General features: G+C 60.0%; 26 protein-coding genes. 16 read left to right on the top strand and 10 right to left on the bottom strand.

What is annotated here, in order from left to right; translation table 11 throughout:
* Nucleotides 1-130 precede the first annotated feature (130 nt).
* The 4 genes from DUT91_RS13400 (at nt 131) to DUT91_RS13420 (ending at nt 4,926) form a co-directional block, all read left to right on the top strand.
* Nucleotides 131-2,293, top strand: a complete 2,163-nt coding sequence (locus DUT91_RS13400) for a transglycosylase domain-containing protein (RefSeq protein ID WP_114440906.1) — start codon at nt 131-133, stop codon at nt 2,291-2,293.
* Nucleotides 2,294-2,579: 286 nt separating this feature from the next.
* A complete protein-coding gene (locus DUT91_RS13410; protein ID WP_114440907.1) occupies nt 2,580-3,170 on the top strand; it encodes a DUF1214 domain-containing protein in 591 nt (196 codons plus the stop codon).
* A gap of 7 nt (nt 3,171-3,177) precedes the next feature.
* Complete coding sequence (locus DUT91_RS13415; protein WP_114441200.1) at nt 3,178-3,720, top strand: DUF1254 domain-containing protein; 543 nt, start codon at nt 3,178-3,180, stop codon at nt 3,718-3,720.
* A gap of 135 nt (nt 3,721-3,855) precedes the next feature.
* Complete coding sequence (locus tag DUT91_RS13420) at nt 3,856-4,926, top strand: DUF2336 domain-containing protein (protein WP_114440908.1); 1,071 nt, start codon at nt 3,856-3,858, stop codon at nt 4,924-4,926.
* Nucleotides 4,927-5,022: 96 nt separating this feature from the next.
* On the opposite strand, the gene DUT91_RS13425 is transcribed toward DUT91_RS13420, so the two are convergent.
* Genes DUT91_RS13425 through DUT91_RS13435 form a run of 3 tightly spaced genes read right to left on the bottom strand, consistent with a single transcriptional unit; the run spans nt 5,023 to nt 8,177 of the window.
* A complete protein-coding gene (locus DUT91_RS13425) occupies nt 5,023-5,364 on the bottom strand; it encodes a DUF1491 family protein (protein ID WP_114440909.1) in 342 nt (113 codons plus the stop codon).
* Between the two features lie 13 nt (nt 5,365-5,377).
* Nucleotides 5,378-6,313: a peptidoglycan-binding domain-containing protein gene (locus tag DUT91_RS13430; protein WP_114440910.1), complete on the bottom strand. Its 936-nt coding sequence runs from the start codon at nt 6,311-6,313 to the stop codon at nt 5,378-5,380.
* Complete coding sequence (locus DUT91_RS13435; RefSeq protein WP_114440911.1) at nt 6,288-8,177, bottom strand: PAS domain-containing sensor histidine kinase; 1,890 nt, start codon at nt 8,175-8,177, stop codon at nt 6,288-6,290. The genes DUT91_RS13430 and DUT91_RS13435 overlap by 26 nt, the downstream gene beginning before the upstream one ends.
* 426 nt (nt 8,178-8,603) lie before the next feature.
* Here DUT91_RS13435 and DUT91_RS13440 point away from each other — a divergent pair, with 426 nt between their 5' ends.
* Together DUT91_RS13440 and DUT91_RS13445 are read left to right on the top strand one after the other, a co-directional pair.
* The gene (locus DUT91_RS13440) at nt 8,604-9,167 is read left to right on the top strand and encodes a DUF5330 domain-containing protein (RefSeq protein WP_114440912.1); all 564 of its coding nucleotides are present in this window, start codon (nt 8,604-8,606) and stop codon (nt 9,165-9,167) included.
* Between the two features lie 133 nt (nt 9,168-9,300).
* Nucleotides 9,301-9,744: a SufE family protein gene (locus tag DUT91_RS13445; RefSeq protein WP_114440913.1), complete on the top strand. Its 444-nt coding sequence runs from the start codon at nt 9,301-9,303 to the stop codon at nt 9,742-9,744.
* 49 nt (nt 9,745-9,793) lie between these two features.
* On the opposite strand, the gene DUT91_RS13450 is transcribed toward DUT91_RS13445, so the two are convergent.
* Both DUT91_RS13450 and DUT91_RS13455 read right to left on the bottom strand, forming a co-directional pair.
* Nucleotides 9,794-10,615: a DUF6456 domain-containing protein gene (locus DUT91_RS13450; RefSeq protein WP_245419711.1), complete on the bottom strand. Its 822-nt coding sequence runs from the start codon at nt 10,613-10,615 to the stop codon at nt 9,794-9,796.
* Nucleotides 10,612-11,076: a helix-turn-helix domain-containing protein gene (locus tag DUT91_RS13455; protein ID WP_114440914.1), complete on the bottom strand. Its 465-nt coding sequence runs from the start codon at nt 11,074-11,076 to the stop codon at nt 10,612-10,614. The genes DUT91_RS13450 and DUT91_RS13455 overlap by 4 nt, the downstream gene beginning before the upstream one ends.
* Nucleotides 11,077-11,293: 217 nt before the next feature.
* Between DUT91_RS13455 and DUT91_RS13460 the strand changes: the two genes are divergently transcribed.
* Complete coding sequence (locus DUT91_RS13460) at nt 11,294-11,599, top strand: cytoplasmic protein (protein WP_114441203.1); 306 nt, start codon at nt 11,294-11,296, stop codon at nt 11,597-11,599.
* Nucleotides 11,600-11,831: 232 nt separating this feature from the next.
* Here DUT91_RS13460 and DUT91_RS13465 read toward each other — a convergent pair whose 3' ends face one another.
* Nucleotides 11,832-12,260 (bottom strand): Ros/MucR family transcriptional regulator, encoded by a 429-nt coding sequence (locus tag DUT91_RS13465; protein ID WP_114440915.1) that lies wholly within the window; start codon nt 12,258-12,260, stop codon nt 11,832-11,834.
* A gap of 575 nt (nt 12,261-12,835) precedes the next feature.
* Between DUT91_RS13465 and msrB the strand changes: the two genes are divergently transcribed.
* The 3 genes from msrB to DUT91_RS13480 all read left to right on the top strand — a co-directional run bounded on the left by msrB (nt 12,836) and on the right by DUT91_RS13480 (nt 15,901).
* The gene (gene msrB / locus DUT91_RS13470; RefSeq protein WP_114440916.1) at nt 12,836-13,267 is read left to right on the top strand and encodes a peptide-methionine (R)-S-oxide reductase MsrB; all 432 of its coding nucleotides are present in this window, start codon (nt 12,836-12,838) and stop codon (nt 13,265-13,267) included.
* Between the two features lie 83 nt (nt 13,268-13,350).
* Nucleotides 13,351-15,480, top strand: coding sequence for a S9 family peptidase (locus DUT91_RS13475; protein WP_114440917.1), 2,130 nt, complete (start codon nt 13,351-13,353; stop codon nt 15,478-15,480).
* 91 nt (nt 15,481-15,571) lie between these two features.
* Complete coding sequence (locus DUT91_RS13480; protein WP_342634454.1) at nt 15,572-15,901, top strand: metallophosphoesterase; 330 nt, start codon at nt 15,572-15,574, stop codon at nt 15,899-15,901.
* 2 nt (nt 15,902-15,903) lie between these two features.
* Here DUT91_RS13480 and DUT91_RS13485 read toward each other — a convergent pair whose 3' ends face one another.
* The 3 genes from DUT91_RS13485 to DUT91_RS13495 form a co-directional block, all read right to left on the bottom strand.
* Complete coding sequence (locus DUT91_RS13485) at nt 15,904-16,842, bottom strand: cytochrome c (protein WP_114440918.1); 939 nt, start codon at nt 16,840-16,842, stop codon at nt 15,904-15,906.
* Nucleotides 16,843-16,868: 26 nt separating this feature from the next.
* Nucleotides 16,869-17,306, bottom strand: a complete 438-nt coding sequence (locus DUT91_RS13490; protein WP_114441204.1) for a c-type cytochrome — start codon at nt 17,304-17,306, stop codon at nt 16,869-16,871.
* A 177-nt stretch (nt 17,307-17,483) separates the two neighbouring features.
* Entirely contained in the window at nt 17,484-18,083 is a 600-nt protein-coding gene (locus DUT91_RS13495; RefSeq protein WP_114440919.1) for a superoxide dismutase, read from the bottom strand.
* Between the two features lie 210 nt (nt 18,084-18,293).
* On the opposite strand from DUT91_RS13495, the gene DUT91_RS13500 reads away from it, so the two are divergent.
* Nucleotides 18,294-18,947: a haloacid dehalogenase type II gene (locus tag DUT91_RS13500; protein ID WP_114441206.1), complete on the top strand. Its 654-nt coding sequence runs from the start codon at nt 18,294-18,296 to the stop codon at nt 18,945-18,947.
* A 223-nt stretch (nt 18,948-19,170) separates the two neighbouring features.
* On the top strand, nt 19,171-19,881 hold the full coding sequence (locus tag DUT91_RS13505) for a L,D-transpeptidase (protein ID WP_114440920.1): 711 nt from the start codon (nt 19,171-19,173) through the stop codon (nt 19,879-19,881).
* A gap of 60 nt (nt 19,882-19,941) precedes the next feature.
* Here DUT91_RS13505 and DUT91_RS13510 read toward each other — a convergent pair whose 3' ends face one another.
* The gene (locus tag DUT91_RS13510) at nt 19,942-21,456 is read right to left on the bottom strand and encodes a helicase HerA-like C-terminal domain-containing protein (protein WP_114440921.1); all 1,515 of its coding nucleotides are present in this window, start codon (nt 21,454-21,456) and stop codon (nt 19,942-19,944) included.
* Nucleotides 21,457-21,695: 239 nt separating this feature from the next.
* On the opposite strand from DUT91_RS13510, the gene DUT91_RS13515 reads away from it, so the two are divergent.
* From DUT91_RS13515 to scpA, 4 genes are all read left to right on the top strand, one after another.
* Entirely contained in the window at nt 21,696-22,064 is a 369-nt protein-coding gene (locus DUT91_RS13515; RefSeq protein WP_114440922.1) for a DUF2267 domain-containing protein, read from the top strand.
* Nucleotides 22,065-22,325: 261 nt separating this feature from the next.
* Entirely contained in the window at nt 22,326-23,147 is an 822-nt protein-coding gene (locus tag DUT91_RS13520; protein ID WP_147272185.1) for a hypothetical protein, read from the top strand.
* Between the two features lie 170 nt (nt 23,148-23,317).
* Nucleotides 23,318-24,796 carry a methylmalonyl-CoA mutase family protein gene (locus DUT91_RS13525; RefSeq protein WP_114440924.1) on the top strand — a complete coding sequence of 493 codons (1,479 nt, stop codon included), beginning with the start codon at nt 23,318-23,320 and terminating at the stop codon, nt 24,794-24,796.
* Nucleotides 24,793-26,922, top strand: a complete 2,130-nt coding sequence (gene scpA / locus DUT91_RS13530; protein ID WP_114440925.1) for a methylmalonyl-CoA mutase — start codon at nt 24,793-24,795, stop codon at nt 26,920-26,922. Before DUT91_RS13525 ends, scpA begins: the two co-directional genes overlap by 4 nt.
* Nucleotides 26,923-26,930 lie beyond the last annotated feature (8 nt).

Below are 26,930 nucleotides of genomic sequence, written 5' to 3' on the forward strand. Positions count from 1 at the left end.
GGAATGGTTACCATATCCCCTCTGCGTGCTTGCCGTTTTGGTGTAAATGCTACAGAATTCGTTTGTGGTGGGTATACTTCATCGGCGCGTTTGAAACGGTGTCGTCCACGAACAGAGCGAAGAGGCGGCATTGAGCGAAAAGCCAAAAACATCGCCCGGACGGCGCAAGCCGTTCCGCAGCCCGCGGCTGATCGGCATCGATGCCTGGATCGACAGCGCGCTCTATAATCTGCGTTTCGCGCTTGCCGAATTCTGGGAAAACACGACCATCTTCTTCCGGCGTTTCCGGGTGCGCGGGTTTCGCCGTTTTGTCGTGGAATTGCTCGACGAAGGCTTTACCCTCGGTGTCGGCGGCTCAGTGCTTCTTCTGGCGCTGGCGTTGCCCGCCTTCCAGGAAACGCGCAAGGACTGGCGTGCGCAGGACGATTTCGCCGTCACCTTCCTTGACCGCTACGGCAACGAGATTGGCCAGCGCGGCATCATCCATCGCGATGCGGTTCCCATCGACGAATTGCCGGACCATGTGATCAAGGCGGTTCTTGGAACGGAGGACCGCCGCTTCTTCGACCATATCGGCATCGATTTTCTCGGCCTCACCCGCGCTATGACGGAGAATGTGCGCGCCAACACGGTCGTCCAGGGCGGATCGACGATCACGCAGCAATTGGCGAAGAACCTGTTCCTGTCCAACGAGCGCACCATCGAGCGCAAGGTCAAGGAGGCTTTCCTGGCCCTGTGGCTGGAAGTCAACATGAGCAAGAAGGAAATCCTGCAGCTCTATCTCGACCGCGCCTATATGGGCGGCGGCACGTTCGGCATAGCGGCGGCATCGGAATTCTATTTCGGCAAGAGCGTCAAGGACGTCTCGCTCGCCGAAGCGGCGATGCTGGCGGGACTGTTCAAGGCGCCGGCCAAATTCGCGCCGCATGTCAACCTGCCCGCTGCCCGCGCCCGCGCCAATGTCGTCCTCTCCAACATGGTTCAGAGCGGCCTGATGACCGAGGGACAGGTCGTCGCGGCCCGACGCAACCCGGCTGATGTCGTCGATCGCGGCCAGGACGAAAGCCCGGATTATTTCCTCGATTGGGCGTTCGACGAGGTGAAGAAGGTCGCCGGCGACATGCCTCAGCATTCGCTCATCGTGCGCACTACGCTCGACCGCAATCTGCAGAAAGCCGCGGAGGAAGCCGTCGAGTTTCATCTGCGCCAATATGGCAAGGAATATCAGGTTTCCCAGGCGGCGGCGGTCGTCCTGACGAATGACGGCGGGGTGCGCGGTCTCGTCGGCGGGCGCGACTATGGCGAAAGCCAGTTCAATCGCGCCACAAAGGCGCAGCGTCAGGCGGGTTCATCATTCAAGCCCTATGTCTATGCGGCGGCCATGGAAAAGGGCATGACGCCGAAAAGCGTCGTCTCGGACGGGCCGATCAGCTGGGGCAACTGGTCGCCGCGCAATTACGGGCGCAGCTACGCCGGCAGGGTCGATCTGACGACCGCGCTGGTCAAATCGCTGAATACGGTTCCGGTGCGGCTGGCCAAGGACTATCTGACGACCGCGCCCATCGTCGCGCTGACCAAGGCCATGGGTGTCGAATCGCCCATATCCTCGCACAAGACCATGGTGCTCGGCACTTCGGGGATGACGGTGATGGATCAGGCGACCGGCTATAACGTCTTCGCCAGCGGCGGCTTCGCCGGAACACGTCATGCCTTCACGCAGATCATGAACCAGCGCGGCGACGTGCTGTGGGACTGGAGCCGGGATGGCGAGAAGCCGCATCGTGTCCTCTCGGAAAAGGCGGCCAGCGAAATGAACTCCATGCTGGTGCAGGTTCCCGAATGGGGCACCGGGCGGCGCGCGGCATTGCCCATGACGCGCGTGGCCGGCAAGACCGGCACGACGCAGAGCTATCGCGACGCATGGTTCGTCGGCTTCACCGGCAATTACACGGCAGCGGTCTGGTACGGCAATGACAGCTTCGCGCCGACGAAGGACCTGACCGGCGGCATTCTGCCGGCGATGACTTGGCAGCGGATGATGAACTACGCCCATCAGAACATCGACCTCAAGCCTATTCCCGGGATCGATTCTCCCTTCCCTGCACCGGCTAAGGTTGCCTCCGGCAAGGGGGCGAAGGACAAGGCTGCGCCGGAGGAAGGCGAAAGCCTGGTCGAGCGGCCCCGCGCCCTCTCCAGCGGAACGACAAAAGCGCTGCGGGAACTGAACGAACGCTTCAAGACCGCCCCGCCCCTGTCCGCTCCCACCGAGCGCACAAGGCTTTCGGCTCTTTGAGTGATGATGCTTTCACAGCGCAAAAATTTTTATGCAACGTGTGAAATCAGAATGTTTCCTGTTTCGATGGAAACGCTAAGCGCCCCCTTCTGTCCTGCCGGACATCTCCCCCGCGAGGGGGGAGATTGGCCGATACGACCCTCCCCGTCCGTTCCGAAACATTTGCGATTTTTGCCAAACCTCCATGAAAGCGTAATCTCCCCCCTTGCGGGGGAGATGGCTGGCAGGCCAGAGGGGGGCACTGTTCCGCCAGCGATTCCAGTTAAAATTGAAATCCTTTAGCCCCATGCTTCGCACCATTTTCCTCACAAGCCTGATTCTCGCCATCGCCATCGGCGGCGGTGCGGGCAGCGTGCAGTATGCGCTCGATCGCTTCGAGGGTTTCGGCGCGCTCGATGTCGGACAGTGGAGCGCTTTTCCGGCGGCGGGCACGCCGGATTCCGACCCTTATGCCAAGGCGCGCGGCGCCAGGGACGGGACGCTTGCGCTCGGGGCGGCGGAAGGCCTGATCTTCCATGCCAGCCGCGATACGCAGGGCCGGCTGCTTGATCGCAACTGCACCTATCGCATTACCGGCAAGACGCCGCCCGCCCGCTTCTGGACGCTTTATGGCGCCGATGCGTCGCTGCATCCCCTGCCCCCGCAACCGGACATGCTGCCGGCCATCCATTCGCGCCAGATCCTGCGTGCCGAAGACGGGAGCTTTGTCATCACGGTCTCGCCGCAGGCCCAGCCCGGCAATTGGCTGCCGGTTTCGGGGTCCGGTCCCTTCGTCCTGGTGATGACCTTCTACGACACGCCGGTCGCCAGTTCCTCCGGGCTTTCCGATCTGGTGATGCCCGGGGCAAGTCTCGTGGAGGGCGGCTGCCATGGGTAAGCCGATCATCGGCAGGCTGATCTATGCGCTGATGATCGGCCTGATCGGCGCGGGAATCGTCCACATTGCCGTGCTGTTGCTTGTTCCCGTCTATTCGGACCGCAATGCGTGGTCGCGGATATCGACCTATGGCAATCCCTATCGCTTTCATGTTCTCGAGACGGAGAAGGACGGACGCGGCGGCGCTCATGATCCGCTCTTTCAGGAGGCCGCATGCCGTTTCAATCTCCTGGACGGCCCGGTGCATGTGACCGCAGCGGGCAATGTGCCCTTCTGGTCGGTGTCGATCTATAATCGCAGGGGAGAAAACCTCTACAGCTTCAACGATCGCACCTCCACCGACGGCAAGCTCGATCTTGTCGTCGCCAATCCGGTGCAGATGGTGGATCTCAAGAAAGACCTGCCGGAAGCTGTCGCGCAATCCATTCTGGTGGAGAAGGATATCGGCGAGGGTTTCGTGGTGATACGCGGTTTTACGCCGGACCAGAGCTGGCAACCATCGGTGCGCAATTTCCTGAGCGAGGCGGATTGCCGTTCGCTGCCGATGTAAGCATCGGCTTAAACATCACGGGCCGCTCCATGGTTAACAGCTTGCTAAGGCTTCTCCGCTAGATTGCGCAACAGAGCCGGTCATCCTGCTCTTCAAACCTGTTGTGTTGCTTGCGATTTATCCGGAGTACCCCGCGTGACAAACGAACAGTTCCGCGCCCTGGAAACCCTGTCCGGCAGCGGAAAGGCCAGCGGCGGCAAGGCTGACGATCTCATTTCCGCGGCCGTCACCGCCTTCACCGCCCTTACGCGTCCGGCGAAAAATGAAATCCAGCAACTCGAAGATCTGGCGTTGCCGCTTCTCGAAAATGCGACGCCGCGCGGCAAGCGTCATGCCGCCGCCGTGCTGTCGCAACTGGACAATGCGCCGCGCAAGCTCGTCCTGGCGCTCTGCAGCGAGGCGGTCGAAATCGCAGCGCCGCTGCTTCTGCGCTCGACCGTCCTGACATCGACCGACCTCGTCGATATCATCGGCAGGCAAGGGCTGGGACATGCCCGCGCTATCGCCCGACGCCAGCAGGTCGATCCGATCGTGGAGAGCCTCCTGGAAAGCTTCGCCGACCCCGCCATCGACCGGTCAATGGCGGTCAGGCGGCATTTGGCGCGCGCCGAGGCGCATAAGGATTCGAGCCTGAGGGTAGAATCCTCACCCCCGGCCCCTGTTTCTGACGCAGCGCGTAAAACGCACGATTCTCTGCGCACAATCATGCGCGAGACCACACCCCATCATTTGGCCCCTAATCCGGCTGTGGAACGCCGACTGGCCGGAGAGGTCCGGGCCCCATCGGCGGCAGCCGATCATCTGATCGATACGGCGCTTCTCATCGATCCGATATTCTTCCGCAACCTTCTCGCCGATACGCTCAGCGTGACCTTCGAGCATGCGCAGCTCATCATCGGCAAATGGCCGGATTCGCAGCTGCCCATCGCGCTCAGGGCATTGGGGCTATCCGCACAGGACAGCTATCTGATCCTGACGGCGGTGCTTGGCACCATCCATGGCGACAAGGATGCGCTACGGGATTTCGTGTATTTCTACCGCTCCATCGAGCGTGAAACGGCGCTCGCCATCGTGCGGCGCTGGAAAGCCGGCGAAATGACTGCCCTGTTGCGGCAGAAATTGCGCGAAATGGCCGTTGCCGATGAAGATCCCATACTGGACGCCGCCAACAGCGATCATGGTACGCCACTGAAGGCCGTGCGCTGAATTTTCCGCGCGGTTCCTGTCCGGATGGAATCGCTGGCGTTATCGAGATTGAAGCGGAAACGCTGGCGGGACAGCGCCCCCTCTGCCCTGCCGGCATCAATCGTCCGAGATCGGAAACAGCGCTTCGCCGGCATAGCCCTCGATTTCAACCAGCCATAGATCCGGGTCGAAACGCGCTTCCTTGCGTAGTTTTTCATCGGCTTCCCCCTCGGGCAAATCCTGCCCGACGAGGGTGAAGACGCGCTCATCCGGCTTGCCGGACTCATAGGCGGTTTGCGGCGCCGGACCGTAGAGGTCGTAAGAACCGTCGGCCTTGCGCATCTTGATAAAGATCGCCCCGGCATCGGAGGAACCGCGCCGCGCGAGACAGGCGAAGCCGCCTGTGCCGTTTACCCGGCGTATGAGAGCTGAAATCCAGAAATCCGATGTCAGGCGCAAATGGAACGCCCCATCAGCTTATCAGGCCGATTTCACGCATCTTGGCGAGGAGTTCTGCATCGACCTGCCCCGTTACCTTGAGCCGGAAAAGCTTCTGGAATTCGCGGATAGCGTCCTGAGTGGTCTTGCCCGGCACGCCGTCGACGGTGATCAGATCATTGCCAAAGGCCTTGAGGCCCGCCTGGACCCGCACGATCTCCTGGGAGGAAACGGTGCTCTGGGGTTCCGGTTGCGGCCTGCCTGGGGCTGGCGCGCGCGGCATGGCGACAGCTGTGGTCATCGTGCGGTCGATGCCGCTTTCCTGCCGCTTCGGCCGTGTTCCGGGGATGGCGGTGGCAATTGCTTGGGCAATTTCGTCGGCGTTGCCGGATGCAGAAGCGGTTCGAATGCCGGCCTTCTCCTGCACCGCGCGCCAGGTGTCCAGCGCCTTGCGCGTCTGCGGGCCCGGCAGGCCGTCGACCGCACCTTCATAAAAGCCCAGCGCTGCAAGCTTTTGCTGCAGCTGCGCAATTTCGGGATCGCCGCCCTGGGCAAGCTGCGCTGCGGGCACAGGCAATTCACCCGTCTCGACAGCGGGTTGCAATGCCTCTTCCATATCCGGATCTGCCGGTCGCGACGGCTCGGACCAGGCCTGCTTTTCCGGCATGGGCGGCGCAGGTTTCGGCGTCGGGGGCGTCAGCGTCTGGATGGCGTTTTCGGGATGCGGTGCCGCCTTGTATACGAGATCCGGCCGCGTCTTGAAGAACACGCCGCCATGCGCCTGCGGCTGATACCAGAGCGCATTGGCGGAGACGAAACCGAGCGTGACAAGGAAGGCGGTCGCGCCGCCCGTTGCAACCGGGTTGCGCGCAATGGCGTCGCCTGCCGCGATGGCCATTGCAGATACGGTAGCGAACAGCGCATCGACGATGCGGCGGCCCATGCTACGCCGTTTTACGGGTTTGCGCATAGGCCTCTCCTTCCTGTTCGTTTTCTTGGCTGTCATAACGCCTCTCTGCCTGAATGCGGTGGATATCGACCACCGTTCCTGCTTTTTCCTTCTGTTCCTGCAAACGATAGGCGCTCGGCCCATCCAGTGGCAGCCGGACCGTGACGACAGTCCCCTCGCCCGGCCGGCTGGCGATTTCCATCATGCCTTCATGCAGATCGACCAGTCCCTTGACCAGGGAGAGACCGAGGCCGGTTCCCTCATGAGCGCGGGTATAGGCATTGTCGAGCTGGGTGAAGGGCTGGCAAAGGCGGGTGAGATCGTCGGCGGCCATGCCGATGCCGGTATCCGCCACGGAGAAGACCAGCATGCGCAGATCCTTCACCTGTTCCACAGCTGCATCGATCGTGACACAACCGCCCTTGTCGGTGAATTTCACCGCATTGGAGACGAGATTGATCAGGATCTGCTGGACCGCGCACCGGTCGGCGACCAGCTCGGCGACGCCGGCATTGAGACGGTCGCACAGGACCACCCCCTTTTGTGCGGCTTGATGCCCCATCACGCCGTTGCACATGTTGATCGCATCACTGAAGGCAAAGGCTTCGGGGAAAATGCGATAGGTGCCGGACTCGATCTTGGACATTTCGAGAATGGCGTTCACCACATCCAGAAGATGCGTCCCTGAACGGTGGATGAGATCGACATATTCGCGCTGCTTCTCGTTTTCGAAACGGCACATCATTTCATGCAGCAGCACATCGGAAAAGCCGATGATCGAGTTGAGCGGCGTGCGCAGCTCGTGGCTGACGGAAGCCAGAAAGCGGTTCTTGGAAATCTGAACGCCTTCCGCAGCCGCCTTTGCCCGGTGCAATTCCTCACGCGAGGCTACCTCATCCGAAATGTCGCGCGCGATCATCGTGTAGCCCTGCAGCGCGCCATTTTCCCTGACGGCGACCGCATCGAGCCGGAAAGGGCGAAAAACAATCGAATGGGCGCCAAGTTCATTATCGACACGGCGCAGGCGCACTTCCATGCTTGTGGAGCGCTTTGCTTCAGGCATGCGGAGGTCGGCCAGGAAGCCCAGATAATGCACGCGGTCGGAAATATGCACCCGGTCGAGAAACTGGGTGCCGATCATCACCTGGCGGGGAACGCCGAAATGCTCGGGCGCCTTGTGCGAAAGCGAACGGACGAAGCCGTCCGGCGACAGGCGGATCACCATGCCGTCAACCGCGTTCTCGACGTCGCCGGAAACCGACGGGCTGATACCGCCCACCGTGGAACGTGCAATGTGCATCGCCCGCGCCAGCAGCGATCCGATATAGAATATGGTCAGCAAAGCCGTCATTGCCGGGGAAACGGGCGGTGCAAAGGGCGACGCATCGGCCGCCAGGACGGCGAGCACCAGGAGGCCTGTGCCGACGCCGATTGCAGCGCTGCGGCCGGTGCGACCGACAAACCAGCTTTCGAAGCCAATGGCGGCCGCCATCGTCCACAGGACGGGATTGGCGGGCGAGGCCCCAAAGCCGGCAAGGCCGAGCCCTGCTCCATAGATGGCGATACCCGCGATGCCGACGAGCCCGGGACGGGCGCCCAGCGAGCACAGCGCGCACAGGATCATCGCAACGCCGGTGAAGATCGCTGTCGCAAGCGCAGCTTCAAGGCCTCCGGAGATCGTGCCGCTCGCCACAAAAGCCGCGACCAGCGCAAACGGCATCGCACAGAAGGCGGCAATCATGCGCTTGTTTGCCGCCGTATCCGCCAATTTTCCCGCCGGAACCCAGCGCTGGCAGTAACCGTCGAACATCCTGGCGCAGCCTTGCGCATAGCCCAGTGCATGGGCACCTGCGGATTCGAATGTTTTCAGAAGAATGGCGTGCACCGGGCCGTACTCACTACATGCGTTTCGCGCTTCAGGTTCCACCGTCACATCTTGCTGATGTCACAGTGAATGCCCCTCAGGCTTTATAGCCGCCAGATTGCCGCCCAGGCTTTAAGGAAAGGATAAAGGCTCTCCCTCGATCTCATTCACAACACATATTCGGGCGGACAGGCATCTGCTTTTCAGCGTATGGTAAACAGAGCGTTGTCCACGGCTTGTCCAAATGCGGCCGTCTTACGGCGAGATGGCCATTTTTCCTGTCGATTGCCACAGGTGCTGACAAATCGTTGAAAATTTCATTCAAATTCGAATCAAATTTGCCTTGTGCCTTCAATCGGATTTTTTTGTCTGCCTGTCATGGTGATAGCATGACGCTGCTGCACATCGGTTGCAGACAAAAACAGACTGGGAATAAGGGCAGGAGTTATGCGCTTTCTTATAAAGACCGCCTTCTGGCTGACGCTGGCTTTTCTGGTTCTCCCGCATACGCCGCTTGCCAAACTGGCAGTCGGCACCGACAAGGCCGAACGGGCCGAACAGGCCGCCGTCACTCCCGCAGTCGCGGTTGGAGACAGCGCCGCGCATAAGATCCCGTCCGGCGACGGCGAGACGAAGACCGGGCCGCTCGAAGCTTTCTTCGCGGCGGGAAAAACCGTTGATGAGCTCGGCTCCTTCTGCACGCGCAATGCAAGCATCTGCGAGACAGGGAAAGCCGTGCTCTCCAGCCTCGGCATGCAGGCCAAGGACGGTGCGCGGCTTGCTCAGGAGTATCTGGCTCAGGAGTATCTGGCTCAGGAATATCAAGATGTGATGCCCGGCGGTAAACCGGCCGCCAAGGCGGTGTCTTCAGCGATCAAAAATATCCAGACAAAAATCCCGGAAACGCTGAAAAATGCCGAGAGCATTTCCATTCCAGTCCCCGTATCGCGTCAGACCGCCATTGGGAAAACCGATGGCGTACATACCGGAACCGTGAAGCAGAAGAACTGAGCCTCCAACTGCCAAACCCGGCAAGCCGCACACATGTCTGCTCGTGCGCGGCTTCTTTTTTCCAGGCGAGACCTCAAGGGAAATTGTCCTTCTACCCGTGACGAGGCCACTGCCAATCGCTATATAAGTGCGCATGACACAGACCTTCGATGACATCATCACTGACTTCGACGTCCTTGACGATTGGGAAGACCGCTATCGCTATGTGATCGATCTCGGCCGTGATCTCAAACCCTATCCCGAGGATGCCCGCGATGCGGCGCACAAGGTGCAGGGCTGCGTCAGCCAGGTGTGGCTCAAGACTGAAATCGGCGAAGGTGAAGATCCGGAAATGATTTTCCTCGGCGATTCCGATGCGCATATCGTGCGCGGCCTCGTCGCCATCGTGCTGACGCTCTATTCGGGCCGCAGAGCATCGGAAATCCTCGCCATCGATCCAGACAACATCCTGAAGACGCTCGGCCTCGACGAACATTTGACGCCGCAGCGGTCGAATGGCTTGCGCGCGATGATCCGGCGCATCCGTAGCGAGGCCCAGGCCGTTCTGATCGCCGACTCGGCTATTGCCAGACACTGAGCTTTTCTCAGCCCTCCGGAGCAGGAGGCATCCTGCCCCAAGTCCTGTTCTAGCCGCAGGATCGCTCTATCGAAGGTCGATAATCGGCCGCTCCCCATTGAACGATGCCCTGGCGTCCCGGTTTCGAGCGTCCGCCTTGCGCGCGATAATGCCGGTCGAGCGCACCCAGCGCCGCCTTGAGCAGCAGTTTTGCCGAGCGCGCGGGCCATCGACGTTCCCGCTCAACGGTTTCCAGCCCTTTCAGGAAACAGCAAATATCGATCAATACGCCCGACAGTTCGGGTCCCACGGCGTCGAGGGCCTTTTCGACACGGAAGCGCGAGGCCATGGCCGCGTCGGTGAGTTCCGCCGTACCGTTTGCGGATGACCGGTTGCGCCCGGCGACGCCTGTTTCCCAGTTGGCGCCCATGCGCGGCATCAGGTTCCCACGGGTGAAATCGGATCTGAGGCGCTCGCCTGCGGCAAACTCATCCGCTGTCAGAAACGGCTTCCCGTCCGCCGCCTTGCGCCGCTGAAGCTGGCCGAGCGGCGACTCGGCATGATTGACAAGGACAAGCCTTTGTTCGCCATCGGCCTCGACCACAGCGTTCTCCAGATCCCGTTCCATATCCCGGCCTAACTCCGGGGCTTCCATCGGTGCTGCCGCACTGCGCGCCAGTTCGCGACCATGGTTCGTCAGCGCCACTGTCTCGCCCTGCAAAGCGATCAATCCCGCCTGCTGCATGACCCGCAAAAGCGACTGCCTGGTGGAAATGCTGCCGTGTTCGGTGCTTTCCAGCAGCACCTGGTCCGGCAGCGACGCCATTCTCAAGGTTGCATTCGTCTTTGTCAGGAAGCGGAGAACACGGCCGACAGCTTTGCGTTCCATCATCCCGCCCTCCCCTCGCCGAGGAAGGTCGCGGCGGACAGGCGTTCGAAGGCGACGAGGATAGCGTCGAAATCCTTGTCTTCACGCGCATCCTCGATCAGATGACAGGCATGCATCACCGTGGAGCGATCGCGGCCGAAGCCTTGCGCCACCTCCGTCATCGTCATGCCGAACAGCGTATGCGCAACATACATGCCGATCTGCCGTACCCTTGCGACCTCGCGCCTGCACCGGTCGCAAGATCGCAATTCACTGCCGGGAACACCAAAAAATGCAGCCAGAATATCGATAAAGGCATCGCAGGCCTCGATCATCCGGCTACGGGGCAACTTCCTGCGATTGCTCTTCTCGACCAATGAAGGCTTGTCGATCACCACACAGCGGCCATGCTTCACGGCCAAGGCGACCAGCGCGTCGACAGCCTCGGATTGCGTGCGGACCACACCTGATAAGACCGAAGACATTCTTTTTCCCCTTACTTAAATTAGGAATATCTTCTTATAGTAGACTTGGCAATTGCGTGGATAAGTTTTCCGGAGGCTCCGCATATCCCGGTCTAAAGCATTGCTGCAACGGAAGTTTTCCCGCTTTCAGCGCGCCGCCGTGGAAAGTTATAGGAATTTTATCCCCACCTTCCCCAGCGGAATGAGACTGATTGTCCCTCAACAACGGACGGACATCATGATCAGTGATCATCTCGCAATGGAAAGCCGGGCTTTTCTGGCGTCAAAGGAAGAGCGGCGCGGGGAAGCCATGCAACGGGCGGCGCTACAGATTTTATGCGGCATTGATTTCGACGCATTGCTCGTCGCCCAGCCACAGGAGAAGGCCGCAGCGATCCGCCGGCTGGGCCGCCTGATCCAGCGGGAACGGATAAAAGGAATACGCGGCCATTGGAGCTATGACCTCAATCGCCACATCGCGCTCAAACAAGCGCTCGAGAAAGTGAAGGGCTCTACAGGGGTGGCCGCGCACGTGGAGGCATAGCTTTAAAAAAGAAAAAACGGCGTCGAGACGCCGTTTCTTTTTGCAACCACACCATCAAGCGCCTTGCATCCGGCTGGACGCAACAAGACGCTCTACACCAAAAGATGCATAATTAACCTTGAACCCATTCCGACCAAGGAAACTAAGCAGTAACACAAGGGGAAGACCGGGAGGCCCGGTCCTACCACAGTCAATCGCAATCAGGCCGCGATCAGGCCGCGATCAGTGGCGATCAGACGCGCTTGCGCTTACGGCCGAGACCCATCTTCTTCGCCAACTGCGAACGGGCAGCCGCATAATTCGGCGCAACCATGGGGTAGCTCGGGTCGAGATCCCATTTTTCGCGGTACTGTTCAGGCGTCATACCGTAGTGCGTCATCAGATGGCGCTTGAGCGATTTGAACTTCTTACCATCCTCGAGGCAGATGATGTAATCATCTGAAACGGACCGCTTAGGATTAACGGCAGGTTTTGGCTTCTCGACAACCGGTATTGCTTCTTCTCGAACTCCAACGCGACCGAAAGCAGCATGGACTTCAGAGATCAATGCAGGCAATTCGCCTGCACGAATGGAGTTGTTGCTCACATAGGCAGCGACAACCTCCGCCGTCAGTCCAAGGAGCACGTCCTCGGCAGAATCGTTAACATTAAGATGTTCCATCAATCTTCCCTCTTTATACGCCCTAGGCCAATATCTGAGATATTTCCGCAAGGGCATCCACTCTTCATATGCTGGCAACAGATCGTTTATTTGGCTGTGCCTAGCCCATCCCGCGCGAGGCGACCATATCGCCAAGGGAACTCGATCTGTCAATTACTTTATACTCTAATTTGCCATTTGTTTCTAATATTTAATATACGAAAATACACATTTTTGATTGTACAACTAAATCACAATACGCGCCATAGCAGTAAAATACATCCTACAAGTTGCTGCAATATTTGAACGCGTCTCTATTTTACATATTCTAAAGTCAATCCATACCAGCGGCCGGACGGAGCCTCAGACGTTCAATGTAGCTTTCATAAAAAAGCGGAGCATTAAGTCAAATTTCTGGCAGCCTAAAATAATTCGAATCATTTTCATCAAAATAATCGGCTTTCCTCAAAATGTTCGACGACGAGGCGCTCGAAAAACGGCTGGTAACGATGATTGAAGCCGCAGTTGCCGAAGCTATCGTCAGGACCTAGATAGTGGGGATATCGACGGCAACTGCTTCACGAAAGGAAAATCCCATGAGTACAACCCGGACTTTGGGCGAGCCACCTGCAAAGCCGTTGAAAGTGATCAAGACCGATGCGGAGTGGCGCGAGCAGTTGACACCGGAGCAGTATCAGATCACCCGCCAGCACGGCACCGAGCGCGCGTTTTCCAGTCCGAATTTCGACAGCAAGTTGAAAGGCACCTACAAGTGCGTCTGCTGCGGAAAGCCGCTGTATCGTTCCGAAGCCAAATATGAATCGGGTACGGGATGGCCGAGTTTCTTCGAGCCTATCGAGCCCGAGGCCGTCAACGCATTCGAAGACCGTGCCTATGGCATGGTCCGCACGGAAATCCGCTGTGCCGATTGCGATGCTCATCTCGGCCATGTCTTTCCCGACGGGCCGCCGCCCTCGGGCCTGCGCTATTGCATGAACGGCCATGCATTGGTATTCGACGAGGATTGATATCCTAGCCATTCGGCTCCGCCCGTGGCCCTGCTCGGACATCCGTCATGGGGCGACCGGTTGTTTCATCTCATGGAATTATGATGACAAAATCTTCCGTTTTCCCGGATCTGCCTCATCCTGTCGCCGCGAAGAAGCCTGAAACCTTTATCAACCATGGCGTTACCCGCACAGACGATTACGCCTGGCTGCGTGCGGCGAACTGGCAGGAGGTTTTCAAAGACCCTGCCGTTCTCGATCCTGATATCCGCAAGCATCTGGATGCGGAGAACGCTTATCAGTCTGCCCTGATGGAGGATACGGAGGCGCTGCGGGCGACGCTTTTTGCGGAAATGAAGGGGCGGATAAAGGAAGACGATTCCTCCGTTCCCTACAAGGACGGGCCCTATGCCTACGGCACATCGTTCAAGACGGGTGGCGAGCAGCCGCGCTTCTTCCGCACGGCGCGCGACGGTGGCAAGGAAACCATGCTGCTCGATGGCGACCTGGAAGCTGAGGGCAAGGCCTATTTCCGCCTCGCCTCCGCCGATCATTCGCCGGATCATAAACGGCTCATCTGGGGTTTTGACGACAAGGGTTCGGAATTCTATTCGCTCAGAGTTCGCGATATCGCCACGCTGACGGATCTCGGCGATGAGATTACCGATACCAGCGGCGGGGGCATATGGGATGCGGCGGGTGAAGGCTTCTTCTACACCCGCGTCGACGACAATCATCGCCCCTCGAAGCTCTTTTATCACAAAATAGGCGCGGCCCAGCAGGATGACCGGCTGATCTATGAGGAAACGGATCCCGGCTTCTTCATGAGCGTCGGCGGCAGCATTCTCGACGATTTCATCTTTATCGCTATCGGCGATCACGAAACGTCGGAGGAGTGGATCATTCCGGCGAACGATCCCACGGCCAAGCCGAGGCTGGTGAGCAAGCGCGAAACCGGTGTGGAATACAACCTTACCGAAGGCGGGGACGTCTTCTTCATCCTGACCAACATCGATGGCGCAAAAGATTTCAAGATCATGAGCGCGCCCGTCGATGCGCCAGAACGTGAAAACTGGACGGAAGTGGTGCCGGAAAAGCCCGGAACGATCATCCTCAACCATTCGGCCTATCGCGATTTTCTCGTCTGGCTGGAGCGTGACCAGGGTTTGCCGCGCATCCTCATCCGCAATCGCAGGACGGGTGAAGAACACGCCATCGATTTCGACGAAGAGGCCTATTCGCTGGGGCTCATGGGAAGTGCCGAATACGATACGGACGTCATCCGTTTCTCCTATTCCTCGATGACGACACCGGCTCAGGAATACGATTACAATATGCGTACCCGCGAGCGCACGCTCCTCAAGACGCAGGATGTTCCCTCCGGGCACAATCCCGAGGATTACGTGACGAGACGGCTTCTGGCACCGGCGCGGGATGGCGAGCTCGTCCCCGTCTCGATCCTCTATCGCAGGGATACGCCGCTCGACGGCACGGCGCCCTGCCTGCTCTATGGCTATGGCTCCTATGGCATGACCATGCCGGCGAGTTTCAACACCGGTTGCCTTTCCCTCGTCGATCGCGGCTTCGTCTATGCCATCGCCCATATCCGCGGCGGCAAGGACAAGGGTTTTGCCTGGTATGAAAATGGCAAGCGCGACAAGAAGATCAACACGTTCACCGATTTCATCGCTGTGGCCGAACATCTGGTCGCCGAGAAATTCACTGGGCATGACCGCATCGTCGCGCATGGCGGCTCGGCCGGCGGCCTGCTGATGGGCGCGATCGCCAATATGGCGCCGCAGGCTTTCGGCGGAATCATCGCCGAGGTGCCTTTTGTCGATGTGCTCAACACTATCCTTGACGAAACCCTGCCGCTGACGCCGCTCGAATGGCCGGAATGGGGAAATCCCATTATTTCGGAAGCGGACTATCGCTATATCGCCTCCTATTGCCCCTATTCCAATGTCAGCGCGAAAGCCTATCCGCCTATCCTGGCCGCAGCCGGCCTGACCGACCCGCGCGTTACCTATTGGGAACCGGCGAAGTGGGTTGCCAAGCTCAGGGCGTTGAAGACGGACGAAAACCCTGTCCTGTTCCGCATCAACATGGATGCAGGCCATGCCGGCGCTTCGGGGCGTTTCTCACGGCTTGAGGAGGTCGCCCATAATTATGCCTTCGCATTGAAAGTCACGGGGAAAACGGCGGCAAGCGTGGCCGGGAAGGCTGCAGCTTAGGACAGCATTAGCCACATCGGGCGGTACAGGAACATTTGGACATAATCGCTGTTATCATGTGCAACATCCTGTACCTGAAGGTTTCGAGGCCATGAAACATTTCGCTTTCGCTGTTCTCCTGGGATCGGCCACGATCCTGCAATCATTCGGCACTTTCTCGGCAGCCGAGGCCGCCGTTCTCAAGAATGTGAGCGAATATGCCGGCCAACGCTGCAATACGCCGCCGCGCGGCAGCGGCGTGATCGTCGGCATCTTCAGCGGCGTGAAGGAGTCGCCCTTCATCAGCGACGACGATGCCCGCGTTCCGGTCGACCGCTTCCGCTGCTTCACCTCGATGGATGAATGCAGGGGCTGGCTCTATACGATGCAGAGCAAATACGACGCCGGCGCCCCGCGCGCGGTATCCTGCCGGAGGCGTTGACCTCAGTTGGAGGGATAGCCATCCGGATGGCCCGGGATAGCCTTGAGATAGGCGGCGATGGCCTCACGGTCGCTGGCGGGCAGCTTGCTCATATTCGCCACGACATCGGTCATGGAACCGCCGAGTGAATCGAAATCCGGGGTAAAACCGCTTTCCAGCGCATAAGCGATATCGCTTTCGCTCCAGTCCGAGATACCGCCCTCCCCGCCGGTGATGTTTGGAATGGTGCCCTGTTTGCCGCCGGGACCGATTTCGGGCGACACGGATCCAGCCATCCAACGTGATTTGTCGAGCCCGCCGATTTCATTGCGCGGCGTATGGCATTCACCGCAGTGCCCGGGCCCTTCGACCAGATATTGCCCGCGCTTCACCGCGTCGGAAGCATTGGCTAATGTCACCACCGGTTCCGGCGAGAGATAGAGCCGCTTCCACAGGCCTATCCCGCGGCGAATGTTAAAGGGAAAGCCGAGCCTGTGCGGGCCTGCCACATGATCGGACGGCGGCAAGGTCTTCAAATAGGCGAAGAGATCGGCAACGTCCTGCGGCCGCATGCGGGTATAGGACGTATAGGGGAAGGATGGGTAGAGATGGCTACCGTCCGGCGCGACGCCCTCAAGCATCGCGTCGGCAAAGTTCTCCAGCGTCCAGCCACCTATCCCCTTTTCCGACGGCGATATGTTGGGGGCGACGAAGGTGCCGAAGGCGGAGACGATCTCGCGTCCTCCGGCCAGCACCAGCCTTGCGTCGCCTTCCGATCCCGGCGCGGCATGGCAGGAGGTGCAGCCGCCGGCCCAGAACATCCTTTCGCCATTCACGGGATCGCCCGGCGCAAGGCTTGATAGCACCTGCGCATCGACGCGCTGCGGCGCAGACAGGAACCAGAAACCGGCTGCCGCGACGGCAGCGAGGATGGCGACAGAGGCGATCAGTTTTCGCCGCATGACATTCCTTGCCGGGCCTTGCCGGGTTAGTTCTTCTTCACGCGGAAGTCCTGATGACATCCGCTGCAATTGGCCGCCACTGTCTTGAACTGGGCTCTTAAACTGTCGAGATCCTTGGGGTCAGCCGCAGCGGCAGCGGCGGCATCGGCCTCGAACTTATCGGCCTTGGCCTTGAAACCCGGCATGTCCTCCCAGATCTTCGGCGATGCGGTGGTTTCCCCGGTATCGGAGCCTTCGGGGAACAACGCATCGACATCGATCTTCTGGGCAAATTCATTGAGCTTGGTCAATGCACCCGAAGCAGCGGCGGCGTCGAAGGGCTTCTCGCCCTTTATCATCGGAGCGATGACGCCAACCGACTTCCCGATCCCCTTCATCAATGCCTGGCGGTCGGCCACGGCATCCGCATGAGCGAGACCGGCGGAAGCGATGAGAAGAGCGGCGACACAGATCAATTTGCGCATGAATTCCTCCAGAATCGACAGGCAGTGTATTTCTGGAGCCATAGTGTGACATTTCATGCGACCAGGGACCTCACACCTCCGTGATATACCTGACCGTTCCAGTCATCTTGCAAAGAAAAACCCCGGCAGAACCGGGGCTTTTCGGAGTGGTCTCGCAATGAAACCCAAACAGGCCGATTACGATGCCTTTTCGTAGAGCTCGAGGACGTAGTCCCAGTTGACGAGGCTGTCGACGAAGGCTTCGAGATATTTCGGGCGGGCGTTGCGGTAATCGATATAATAGGAATGTTCCCACACATCGACGCCGAGAATCGGGGTGGCGCCGTGGACGAGCGGGTTTTCACCGTTCGGCGTCTTGGAAATCTCCAGCTTGCCGTTCTTGACCGACAGCCAGGCCCAGCCGGAGCCGAACTGCGTGGCGCCAGCGGCGAGGAAGTCTTCGCGGAACTTGTCGTAGCCGCCGAGATCGGAATCGATGGCCGCCTGCAGCTTGCCCGGCAATTTCTTGCCGCCGCCGCCCTTCTTCATCCAGTTCCAGAAATGGATATGGTTGTAGTCCTGGCCGGCGTTGTTGAAGATGCCCTGGTTCTTGCCATAGCTCTCCTTGACGACGTCTTCGAGGCTCTTGCCTTCGAGACCCGAGCCTTCCAGAAGCTTGTTGAGGTTGGTCACATAGGCCTGATGGTGCTTGTCATGGTGATATTCCAGCGTCTCGCGCGACATGAACGGAGCAAGCGCATCATAATCATACGGCAGTGCGGGCAATTCAAAAGCCATGGGAACTCTCCTCTAATCTGACTGCAAACAGGCGCGGCGATGACCTGCCTGAAACATCATGCAACAGCTACATAGGCCGCCTCATTCCACCGGGCAATGCTTAAGGCAGGAATGAGAACCTAATATTATCGAATTCGGGGGACGATCATTCCGGTTTGAGATGACAGGGGAATGGACCCCACGCATTCGGGGCTCGAGAGAAAGACGGTCATGAACTATTCCACCTATGTGTTCGATGCCTATGGCACGTTGTTCGATGTGCATGCGGCGGTGAGGCGGCATGCCGACAGGATTGGGCCCGACGGGCAATTGCTCTCGGAACTGTGGCGCGCCAAACAGCTGGAATATTCCTGGGTGCGAACGCTGATGGGCGCCTATACGGATTTCTGGGCATTGACCGAACAGGCGCTCGACTTCGCCTTCAGCAAGGTGCCGAGCGCCGATCGCAAGCTGCGCAGCGCGCTGCTCGACGCCTATTGGCAGCTCGACTGCTATCCGGAAGTACCCGCCGTTCTCAAGGCGCTGAAGGCCAGGGGGGCGCGGCTCGCCATCCTCTCCAACGGGTCGCAGGCCATGCTGGACGCGGCGGTGAAATCGGCCGCGCTGGATATCGTGCTGGATGAAGTCTTCTCGGTCGAAACCGTGCGGCGCTTCAAGACCGCTCCGGAAGTCTACGATCTGGTGACGACCGAATGGCGGCTCTATCCTGACGCGATTTCCTTCCAGTCGTCCAATCGCTGGGATGTCGCAGGGGCGGCCAAGTTCGGGTTCCGAACCGTCTGGATCAACCGCAGCAGCCAGCCGGACGAGTATTTCGACTATGCGCCATCGTTGATATTGCCGGATCTGAAACAACTGGCCTGATGCTCATCACCGAGATGTGAACAGGGAGGCAGCCATTGGAGATGGCCATCCCGGACCTATTTGTTGCAGGAAAGCAACATCTTCGGCGGAGCCATCTTTGTGCCTGATTCTTACCGGCGCGAGGCCATATTCCTCGTGCGATAAGCATCTTCTGGCGACCCGGTTGCTATTCGTTAACCCTAAGAAGGTTATAAAATCCTCCCTCCACAAGTCTGGTTCTAGAATGGAAAATGTTCTTTCTCGCCGCTCGTTCCTGACGGCAATGACCGTTACCGCCGCAGCCGGCCTTTCAGGCTGCGCGCAACTTCGCCAGGACGTTCCCGTTATCAATGTCGGCTTTGACGGCCGACCGCTTTCGCCCCAGGAAAGCGTCGATTCCGCGATGGGGCCATACGCGGCCATGTACGGCCCGATGGAAGACGGCGGTTTTCAACTACCGGCCATCCCCATAGACAAGATGCAGAAGCAGTATCTGCGGCAGATCGTCAGCGATCCGACGGGAGAACAGCCGGGCACGGTGGTGGTCGATACGGCCAACCGCTTCCTCTATCTCGTCCGCGAGGGTGGCCAGGCGATCCGCTACGGCGTCGGCATCGGGAAAGAAGGTTTCGCCTGGTCCGGTCGCGCCATCATCCAGTGGAAGCGCAAATGGCCGACCTGGACCCCGCCGGAAGAGATGATCGGCCGCCAGCCGGAACTGGCGCAGTACAGCGCCGCCAATGGCGGCATGCAACCCGGCCTGCAGAACCCGCTCGGCGCGCGCGCGCTCTACATCTTCAAGGACGGCAAGGACACGCTCTACCGCCTGCACGGCTCGCCGGAATGGTGGTCCATCGGCAAGGCGGTTTCTTCAGGCTGCGTGCGCCTGATCAACCAGGACATCATCGATCTCTACGACCGGGTTCCGGCGAAGACGCCTATTCTGGTTATGTAAACATACAAAAACTCGCCGGGGAAACCGGCGAGTTTTCACGCAAAGCTCCAACTACAATCTTCAGCGCTTCAAACTGCCCAGAACGCCGCGCACCAGCGCCCTGCCGAGCGAAGAGGCAACGGAACGCGCGACGGATTTCACCGCCGCTTCCACCACTGTCTGGCGACCGGAGGAGCGGGATCCGCCGCCGAGTGCGCTTTCCAGCATGCCGCCCCAGCCGCCACCCGCATTCTCGCTGTCGGTCTTCATCTTGTCCTGCGCGGCGGCGATCTCCTGCGCGCGGCGCTGAAGGATTTCATAAGCGGATTCCGGATCGACCGCCTGGTCGTACAGTCCGGCAACCGGGCTTGCGGCCATGATCTTCGCGCGCTCGTCCGGCGCCAGCGGGCCGATGCGCGATGCCGGTGGCCGCATCAGGGTGCGCTGGACGATAGAGGGCACGCCCTTGTTCTGAAGCGTTGAAATCAGGGCCTCGCCGGTGCCCAGATTTGTGATCGCCTTGAAGGTATCGAAATCCGGGTTCGGGCGGAATGTGTCGGCCGCTGTCTTCACGGCGTTGGTCTCGCGCGGGGTATAGGCGCGCAAAGCGTGCTGCACGCGGTTGCCCAACTGCGCAAGAACCGTTTCCGGCACGTCGAGCGGGTTCTGCGTAACGAAATAGACACCGACACCCTTCGAGCGGATGAGGCGAACCACCTGCTCGACGCGATCGAGCAGCGCCTTGGGCGCCTCGTTGAAGAGCAGATGCGCCTCATCGAAGAAGAACACCAGCCGCGGCTTGTCGGGATCGCCCACTTCGGGCAGTTCCTCGAACAGCTCCGAGAGGAGCCAGAGGAGGAATGTCGAATAGAGGCGCGGGTTCATCATCAGCTTGTCGGCGGCAAGCACGTTGACGACGCCGCGCCCGTTGGTCGTCGTGCGCATGATATCGGCGATTCGGAGCGCCGGCTCACCGAAGAACTTGGTGCCGCCCTGCTGCTCCAACACCAGAAGCGAACGCTGGATGGCGCCGACCGACGTCTTGTTGACATTGCCGTATTTGATGGAAAGTTCGGCTGAGCGTTCGGCGACATTCGTCAGCAGCGCCTGCAGGTCCTTCATGTCGAGAAGCAGAAGGCCTTCCTCGTCGGCTATGCGGAAAGCGATATTGAGCACGCCTTCCTGCGCCTCGGTCAGGTCCATCAGGCGCGACAGCAGAAGCGGGCCCATTTCGGTAATGGTGGCCCGGATCGGATGGCCCTGTTCGCCGAAAATATCCCAGAAAATTGTCGGCGCCGCCTCGAATTCATAGGGATCGAGCTTCACCTCCTCTGCCCGCTTGAGCAGGAAATCCTTCGGTTCGCCCTTGGCCGCGATGCCTGACAGATCACCCTTGATGTCGGCACAGAAAACCGGAACGCCGGCATCGGAAAAGCCCTGCGCCAGAATCTGGAGACTGACGGTCTTGCCCGTACCCGTCGCACCGGTCACGAGACCATGGCGGTTGCCATATTGAAGCAGAAGCGATTCCGGCTGCTGATAGCTATCGTCGGGCTTCCGGCTTGCGCCAAGAAAAATCCTGTCTTCGGCGAGCATGTCTCGTCCTCTCCTTGTTGCGTCATCATCCGGAGCGCAGCGAGCGTCCAGAGGACCCTTTTCTTCGGTATAGTGCGGGTTGCGGATGCGGACAATCATGAATTGGACGACATGACAGGTCGACATGATTGGCCCGCTGAATTGGCGAGCCGAAAAAGCCCCGACGCCTGTGCTGCCCGCTTGCATTCGCCGGCACCGGATGCATATTACGTAAACGTAACATTTTTTGGAGAGAACCCATGGACGAACTCGTCGCGCGCATCACTTCCAATGTCGGCATCGATCCCGCCACGGCCACGAAGGCGGTCGGACTGATCCTGGCATTCCTGCAGAAGGAAGGCCCTGCGGACAAGGTCGCAGCGCTGATCGCCGCCATTCCGGGCGCGCAGGAAGCCATTACGGAAGCCAGCAGCCAGGGCGGCGGCTTCCTGTCCGGCATGATGGGCGGCGTCATGGGTCTCGGTACCCAGCTGATGGGCGCAGGTCTCGGCATGAGCGAGATTTCAGGGGTTTCGAAGGAAACCATCGCCTATGCACGGGAGAAGGCCGGGGCAGGCCCGGTGGACGCCGTGGTCGATTCGATTCCCGGCCTCAGCCAGTTCGTATAAGACACGGCACGTTCCAAATCTCGAAAGGCAGCCTCGCGGCTGCCTTTTTTGTTGCGGGCATGCCTTCTGCCCAGCCCTGTGACAAGAATGAATATTAGCCTTATGGAATGCATTTTCCTCTAAACTGTCCGTTAACCAAACATTTTTACAGAACGGACTGGGTTAATTGGGGGCAGCGACTTTATGATCAACCGTCATTTCTTTCTTTTATTAGCGACTTCTGTATTTCATTTCCATTCCGCAAATGCCGGCGCGGCCGATATGGACAGGCCGCTCTTTGCGCCACGGATTGTGGACGATGCGGCATATCTGCCTGACAATGCCGCAGGAGGCATTTCCAATGTCTCAGGATTTGCCGAAGGCAGCTTCTCCTACGGGCGGGAAAGCTTCAGAGACGAAAATGCGGATATCAGAAACTGGTCGCTTCGCGGCTCGGTCAATGTCGACCTCAACAACGGGTTCAATACGCAGTTCGACGGCGGCTATCACAGGGGCGACGTCAAGGATACCTCTCAAGCCAATACATTGAACGGCGCTTTGCATGCCTATTATCGCGTGCCGGATGCCTATGCGGTGGGCGCCTTCGCCGGAGCGGCCAGACTGGGCTCCAGCCTGTTCAACTTTGCCGAGAGATATTACGGTCTCGACAAATACGCCACAGACCTCATCGGCGGCGTTGAAGGCGCCGTCTACTCAAGCGATGCGACCCTCTATTCACGGATCGGCTACGGCAGGGCGTCCTATTCGGGGTTGGATATGGATCATTTCACCACCGCGCTCGGTGCCCGCGTTTATGCGGACGACAACACCCGTTACGATTTTGAAGGCACGTTCAACCGGTTGACGGCTTATGGGGCGAGCGCCGATCTCTATTCGCTGTCAGCCATTGCCAACTATCGGATTACCGACACGCCGGTCACTGCATTTGCCGGCTATCGCTATGACAGGCGTACAGTAGACAGCCAAAGCCCGCTTGAAGGGCACAGCGTTCTGACCGGACTTCGGGTGCACTTCGGCTCAGGCACGCTCAAGGACGAGGAGCGTCGCGGGCCGGCCTGGAATTCACCGATGTCCAGCTTCTGATCGCGGAAGAATTAAGCGCGGCGTGCCGAAATCTCAATCACATTGCGATCCCGCGCCGCCCCTCGTTCCGCCACGCTTATCCGCTTTTGTTTTATTGCGAAGCCGAATGCGAACCCCTAAGTTCAGGCGAAGCATGGTTCGCAGGCAAGCTGGGCTAAACGGGAGAAGGCATGGACGCGAGCATTCTGAGGGAGGCTGGATTTCCTCCGGTCGATTTTGATCGCTGGGTCCAGCTTGCCGAAAAAGCGCTGAAGGGCGCGAGCTTCGAGGGCGCGCTGGTATCGGATACCGATGACGGGATCATCGTCGAGCCGCTTTATGACCGCACCAAGAACGCCAAGCCCCTGGCGCGCTCGCAGTCCGACCGCCGCTGGCGGATCATCCAGCGGGCGGACGACCCCGATCCGTCGCGCGCCAACCGGCAATTGATCGATGATATCGAAAACGGCGCCGATGGCGTGGCGCTGGTTTTCGAGGGTGCGCAGAACGCATTCGGCTATGGCCTCCCTGCCCGCTCCGATACGATCAATCGCCTGTTCGAGGGCGTCAAGCTCGACAATCTGCACCTGCGGATCGACGCGCATCCCAACGGCCGCTCCTGCGCCGACTGGTTCGTAGACTATATGCGCTCGCGACGTATCGATCCGGCGCGCACGACATTCGCGCTGGGCATCGATCCGACCGCGACGCTCGCTTCTGCGGGGTGTCTGCGCATGAGCATCGCCGCGCTGAAAGCCTCGCTGCCGCAGTCGCTTTCGGGATTTTTCGCCTCCGGCCTCCCGGGCATCGTGCTCGAAGCGGACGGGCGGCCCTACCACAATGCCGGCGCGACCGAGGCGCAGGAACTGGGTGCGATGCTCTCCGTTGCCCTTGGACATCTGCGCATGTTCGAGGATGCGCGCCAGCCGATTGTCTATGCCGCGCCGCATATCGGCTTTTCGGTTTCAGCCGATCAGGACCAGTTCGTCACCATCGCCAAGCTGCGCGCGCTGCGCCGGCTCTGGGCGCGATTGCAGGAAGCCTGCGGCATCCCGCCGTCGCCCGCGACAATCCATGTCGAGACCTCGATGCGGATGATGGCGGCCAGCGATCCTGAAACCAACGTCCTGCGCACGACGATTGCCGCCTTCGCGGCGGCGATCGGCGGGGCGGATACGATATCGGCCCTGCCGCATACCGTCACGCATGGCCTGCCCGATCCCCAGGCGCGGCGGCTCGCACGCAACACGCAGCTTATCCTGGCAAGCGAATCGCATCTCGACTTCGTTTGCGATCCGGGGGCCGGCGCAGGCGGCATCGAAGCGCTGACGGAGGCGCTGTGCCAGGCGGCATGGAATGCGTTCCAGGCGCTGGAGCGCGATGGCGGCGTTCTGGAAAGCCTGGTGCGCGGCAGCTTCCAGACGCAAATCGCCGACGCCCGCGAAAAGCGGGCCGCCGCCTATCGCAACGGGAAGAAATCGATCGTCGGCACGACGATCTATCCGCCGAAGCAGGATCGTCCCGTCACCGTGCTCGACGCTGAGCGCAAGCCGCTGCCGAGCGAAGGCGCCGTGCATTGCCCGCCGCTCGTCTTCGAGCGCATCGACGAGACGCTTGGCGAAAATATGGATGCGGCAAGCGCAACGACGGCTGGGGAGATGGCGCGATGATCCCGGATTTCACCCAGATCGACTGGAAAGAGCCGAAAGCCAAAATGCCGAAGCCGGTTCCCGGCCAATGGAAGACGCCGGAAGGCATCAGGGTCAAGCGGGCCTATGGCGAAGCCGACCTGCGTTCCCTGCCCACTCTCGACAGCTATCCCGGGGCGGCGCCCTTCATCCGGGGCCCCTACCCTACGATGTATATCCAGCAGCCATGGACGATTCGGCAATATGCCGGGTTTTCCACGGCCGAGGAATCGAATGCCTTTTACCGCCGCAATCTGGGAGCCGGGCAGAAGGGCCTATCCGTCGCTTTCGATCTCGCCACCCATCGCGGCTATGACAGCGATCATCCGCGCGTTGCCGGAGATGTCGGCATGGCGGGCGTGGCGATCGATTCCATCCTCGACATGCGGCAGCTCTTCGACGGCATTCCGCTTGGCGAGATAACCGTTTCGATGACGATGAACGGCGCCGTCCTGCCAGTCCTGGCCCTCTATATCGTGGCGGCGGAGGAACAGGGCGTCAGCCAGGAGCAGTTGGCCGGGACCATCCAGAACGATATCCTCAAGGAGTTCATGGTCCGCAACACCTATATCTATCCGCCTCAGCCCTCCATGCGGATTGTCTCCGATATCTTCGCCTATACGGCGAAGCACATGCCGAAATTCAACTCCATCTCGATTTCCGGCTATCACATGCAGGAAGCGGGCGCGACGGCCGATCTGGAACTCGCCTATACCATCGCCGATGGCATCGAATATGCGCGGGCCGGCGTCGCCGCCGGGCTCGACATCGACCGTTTCGCGCCGCGCCTCTCCTTCTTCTGGGGCATCGGCATGAACTTCTTCATGGAGGTCGCCAAGCTCAGGGCGGCGCGCCTTCTCTGGGCGGTGCTGATGAAGAAGAACTTCCAGCCGAAAGACGAGCGCTCGCTGTCGCTGCGCACCCATTGCCAGACCTCCGGCTGGTCCTTGACGGCACAGGACCCGCACAACAACATCATTCGCACGATGATCGAGGCGATGGCGGCGACGCAGGGGGGCACGCAGTCGCTGCACACCAACGCGTTCGACGAAGCCCTGGCGCTGCCGACCGATCATTCGGCGCGGATCGCCCGCAACACGCAACTGATCCTGCAAAAGGAATCCGGCACGACACGTATCATCGATCCGTGGGGCGGCTCGGCCTATGTGGAACGGCTCACTTACGATCTCGCCGCCCGCGCGCTTGCCCATATCGAGGAGGTGGAGAAACTTGGCGGCATGGCCAAGGCCATCAAGCAGGGCATCCCCAAAATGCGCATCGAAGAGGCGGCCGCCCGAACCCAGGCGCGCATCGACAGCGGCCAGCAGCCCGTCGTCGGCGTCAACGCCTATCGCCCTGCGGAGGCGATCGATGTCGATGTGCTCAAGGTGGACAATGCGGAGGTTCGCGCCCGTCAGCTCTCCAAGCTGCAGGAGTTGAAGGGCACGCGCGATGTGGCCGATGTCGAGACGGCGCTTTCGCAACTGACGGATGCCGCCATGTCAGGCAATGGCAACCTGCTGGAATTTGCCATCAGGGCGGCGCGCGCCAAGGCGACCGTCGGCGAAATCAGCCAGGCACTGGAAAAGGCTTTCGGTCGCCATGTCGCCGACATCAAGACGATTTCGGGCGTCTACCGCAAGGAGATGGGGAAGAGCGAGCTCGTGGAGCGCGTCCTGGCGAAAGTGGCGGCTTTCGAGCAGCGGGACGGAGGAAAACCGCGCGTCCTCGTCGCCAAGATGGGACAGGACGGCCATGACCGCGGGCAGAAGGTTATCGCTACCGCGTTTGGCGATCTTGGCTTCGATGTCATTGTGGGCGCGATGTTCCAGACGCCGGAGGAAGTGGCCGAGCTCGCTGTGACAAGCGGCGCGCACATTCTCGGCATATCCTCGCTCGCCGCCGGCCATCTGACGCTGGTGCCGGAGTTGAAGGAGGCGCTGGCCAGGCGCGGCCGCGACGATATCCTCATCGTGGTCGGGGGCGTCATCCCGCCGCAGGATCACGATGCCGTGCTCAAGGCGGGGGCGACGGCGATCTATCCGCCGGGAACGGTGATCGGCGAGGCAGCCGACAATCTGATCGAGATCTTGCTGAACCGTCACTGAAATCAGCG

The sequence above is a fragment of the Paramesorhizobium salinisoli genome, assembly GCF_003335045.1.
In the GTDB taxonomy this organism is placed as follows: Bacteria; Pseudomonadota; Alphaproteobacteria; order Rhizobiales; family Rhizobiaceae; genus Paramesorhizobium; species Paramesorhizobium salinisoli.

Bases quoted from the DNA above. Each gene is read 5' to 3' on its own strand.
- DUT91_RS13490 (WP_114441204.1), bottom strand. From the start codon at position 17,306: ATGCGCAAATTGATCTGTGTCGCCGCTCTTCTCATCGCTTCCGCCGGT.
- DUT91_RS13480 (WP_342634454.1), top strand. From the start codon at position 15,572: ATGAAACATTTCGCTTTCGCTGTTCTCCTGGGATCGGCCACGATCCTG.
- DUT91_RS13445 (WP_114440913.1), top strand. From the start codon at position 9,301: ATGACACAGACCTTCGATGACATCATCACTGACTTCGACGTCCTTGAC.
- DUT91_RS13485 (WP_114440918.1), bottom strand. From the start codon at position 16,842: ATGCGGCGAAAACTGATCGCCTCTGTCGCCATCCTCGCTGCCGTCGCG.
- DUT91_RS13525 (WP_114440924.1), top strand. From the start codon at position 23,318: ATGGACGCGAGCATTCTGAGGGAGGCTGGATTTCCTCCGGTCGATTTT.
- DUT91_RS13500 (WP_114441206.1), top strand. From the start codon at position 18,294: ATGAACTATTCCACCTATGTGTTCGATGCCTATGGCACGTTGTTCGAT.
- DUT91_RS13465 (WP_114440915.1), bottom strand. From the start codon at position 12,260: ATGGAACATCTTAATGTTAACGATTCTGCCGAGGACGTGCTCCTTGGA.
- DUT91_RS13430 (WP_114440910.1), bottom strand. From the start codon at position 6,313: ATGCGCAAACCCGTAAAACGGCGTAGCATGGGCCGCCGCATCGTCGAT.
- DUT91_RS13410 (WP_114440907.1), top strand. From the start codon at position 2,580: ATGCTTCGCACCATTTTCCTCACAAGCCTGATTCTCGCCATCGCCATC.
- DUT91_RS13455 (WP_114440914.1), bottom strand. From the start codon at position 11,076: ATGTCTTCGGTCTTATCAGGTGTGGTCCGCACGCAATCCGAGGCTGTC.
- DUT91_RS13505 (WP_114440920.1), top strand. From the start codon at position 19,171: ATGGAAAATGTTCTTTCTCGCCGCTCGTTCCTGACGGCAATGACCGTT.
- msrB (WP_114440916.1), top strand. From the start codon at position 12,836: ATGAGTACAACCCGGACTTTGGGCGAGCCACCTGCAAAGCCGTTGAAA.
- DUT91_RS13475 (WP_114440917.1), top strand. From the start codon at position 13,351: ATGACAAAATCTTCCGTTTTCCCGGATCTGCCTCATCCTGTCGCCGCG.
- DUT91_RS13440 (WP_114440912.1), top strand. From the start codon at position 8,604: ATGCGCTTTCTTATAAAGACCGCCTTCTGGCTGACGCTGGCTTTTCTG.
- scpA (WP_114440925.1), top strand. From the start codon at position 24,793: ATGATCCCGGATTTCACCCAGATCGACTGGAAAGAGCCGAAAGCCAAA.
- DUT91_RS13510 (WP_114440921.1), bottom strand. From the start codon at position 21,456: ATGCTCGCCGAAGACAGGATTTTTCTTGGCGCAAGCCGGAAGCCCGAC.
- DUT91_RS13520 (WP_147272185.1), top strand. From the start codon at position 22,326: ATGGACAGGCCGCTCTTTGCGCCACGGATTGTGGACGATGCGGCATAT.
- DUT91_RS13495 (WP_114440919.1), bottom strand. From the start codon at position 18,083: ATGGCTTTTGAATTGCCCGCACTGCCGTATGATTATGATGCGCTTGCT.
- DUT91_RS13515 (WP_114440922.1), top strand. From the start codon at position 21,696: ATGGACGAACTCGTCGCGCGCATCACTTCCAATGTCGGCATCGATCCC.
- DUT91_RS13450 (WP_245419711.1), bottom strand. From the start codon at position 10,615: ATGATGGAACGCAAAGCTGTCGGCCGTGTTCTCCGCTTCCTGACAAAG.
- DUT91_RS13460 (WP_114441203.1), top strand. From the start codon at position 11,294: ATGATCAGTGATCATCTCGCAATGGAAAGCCGGGCTTTTCTGGCGTCA.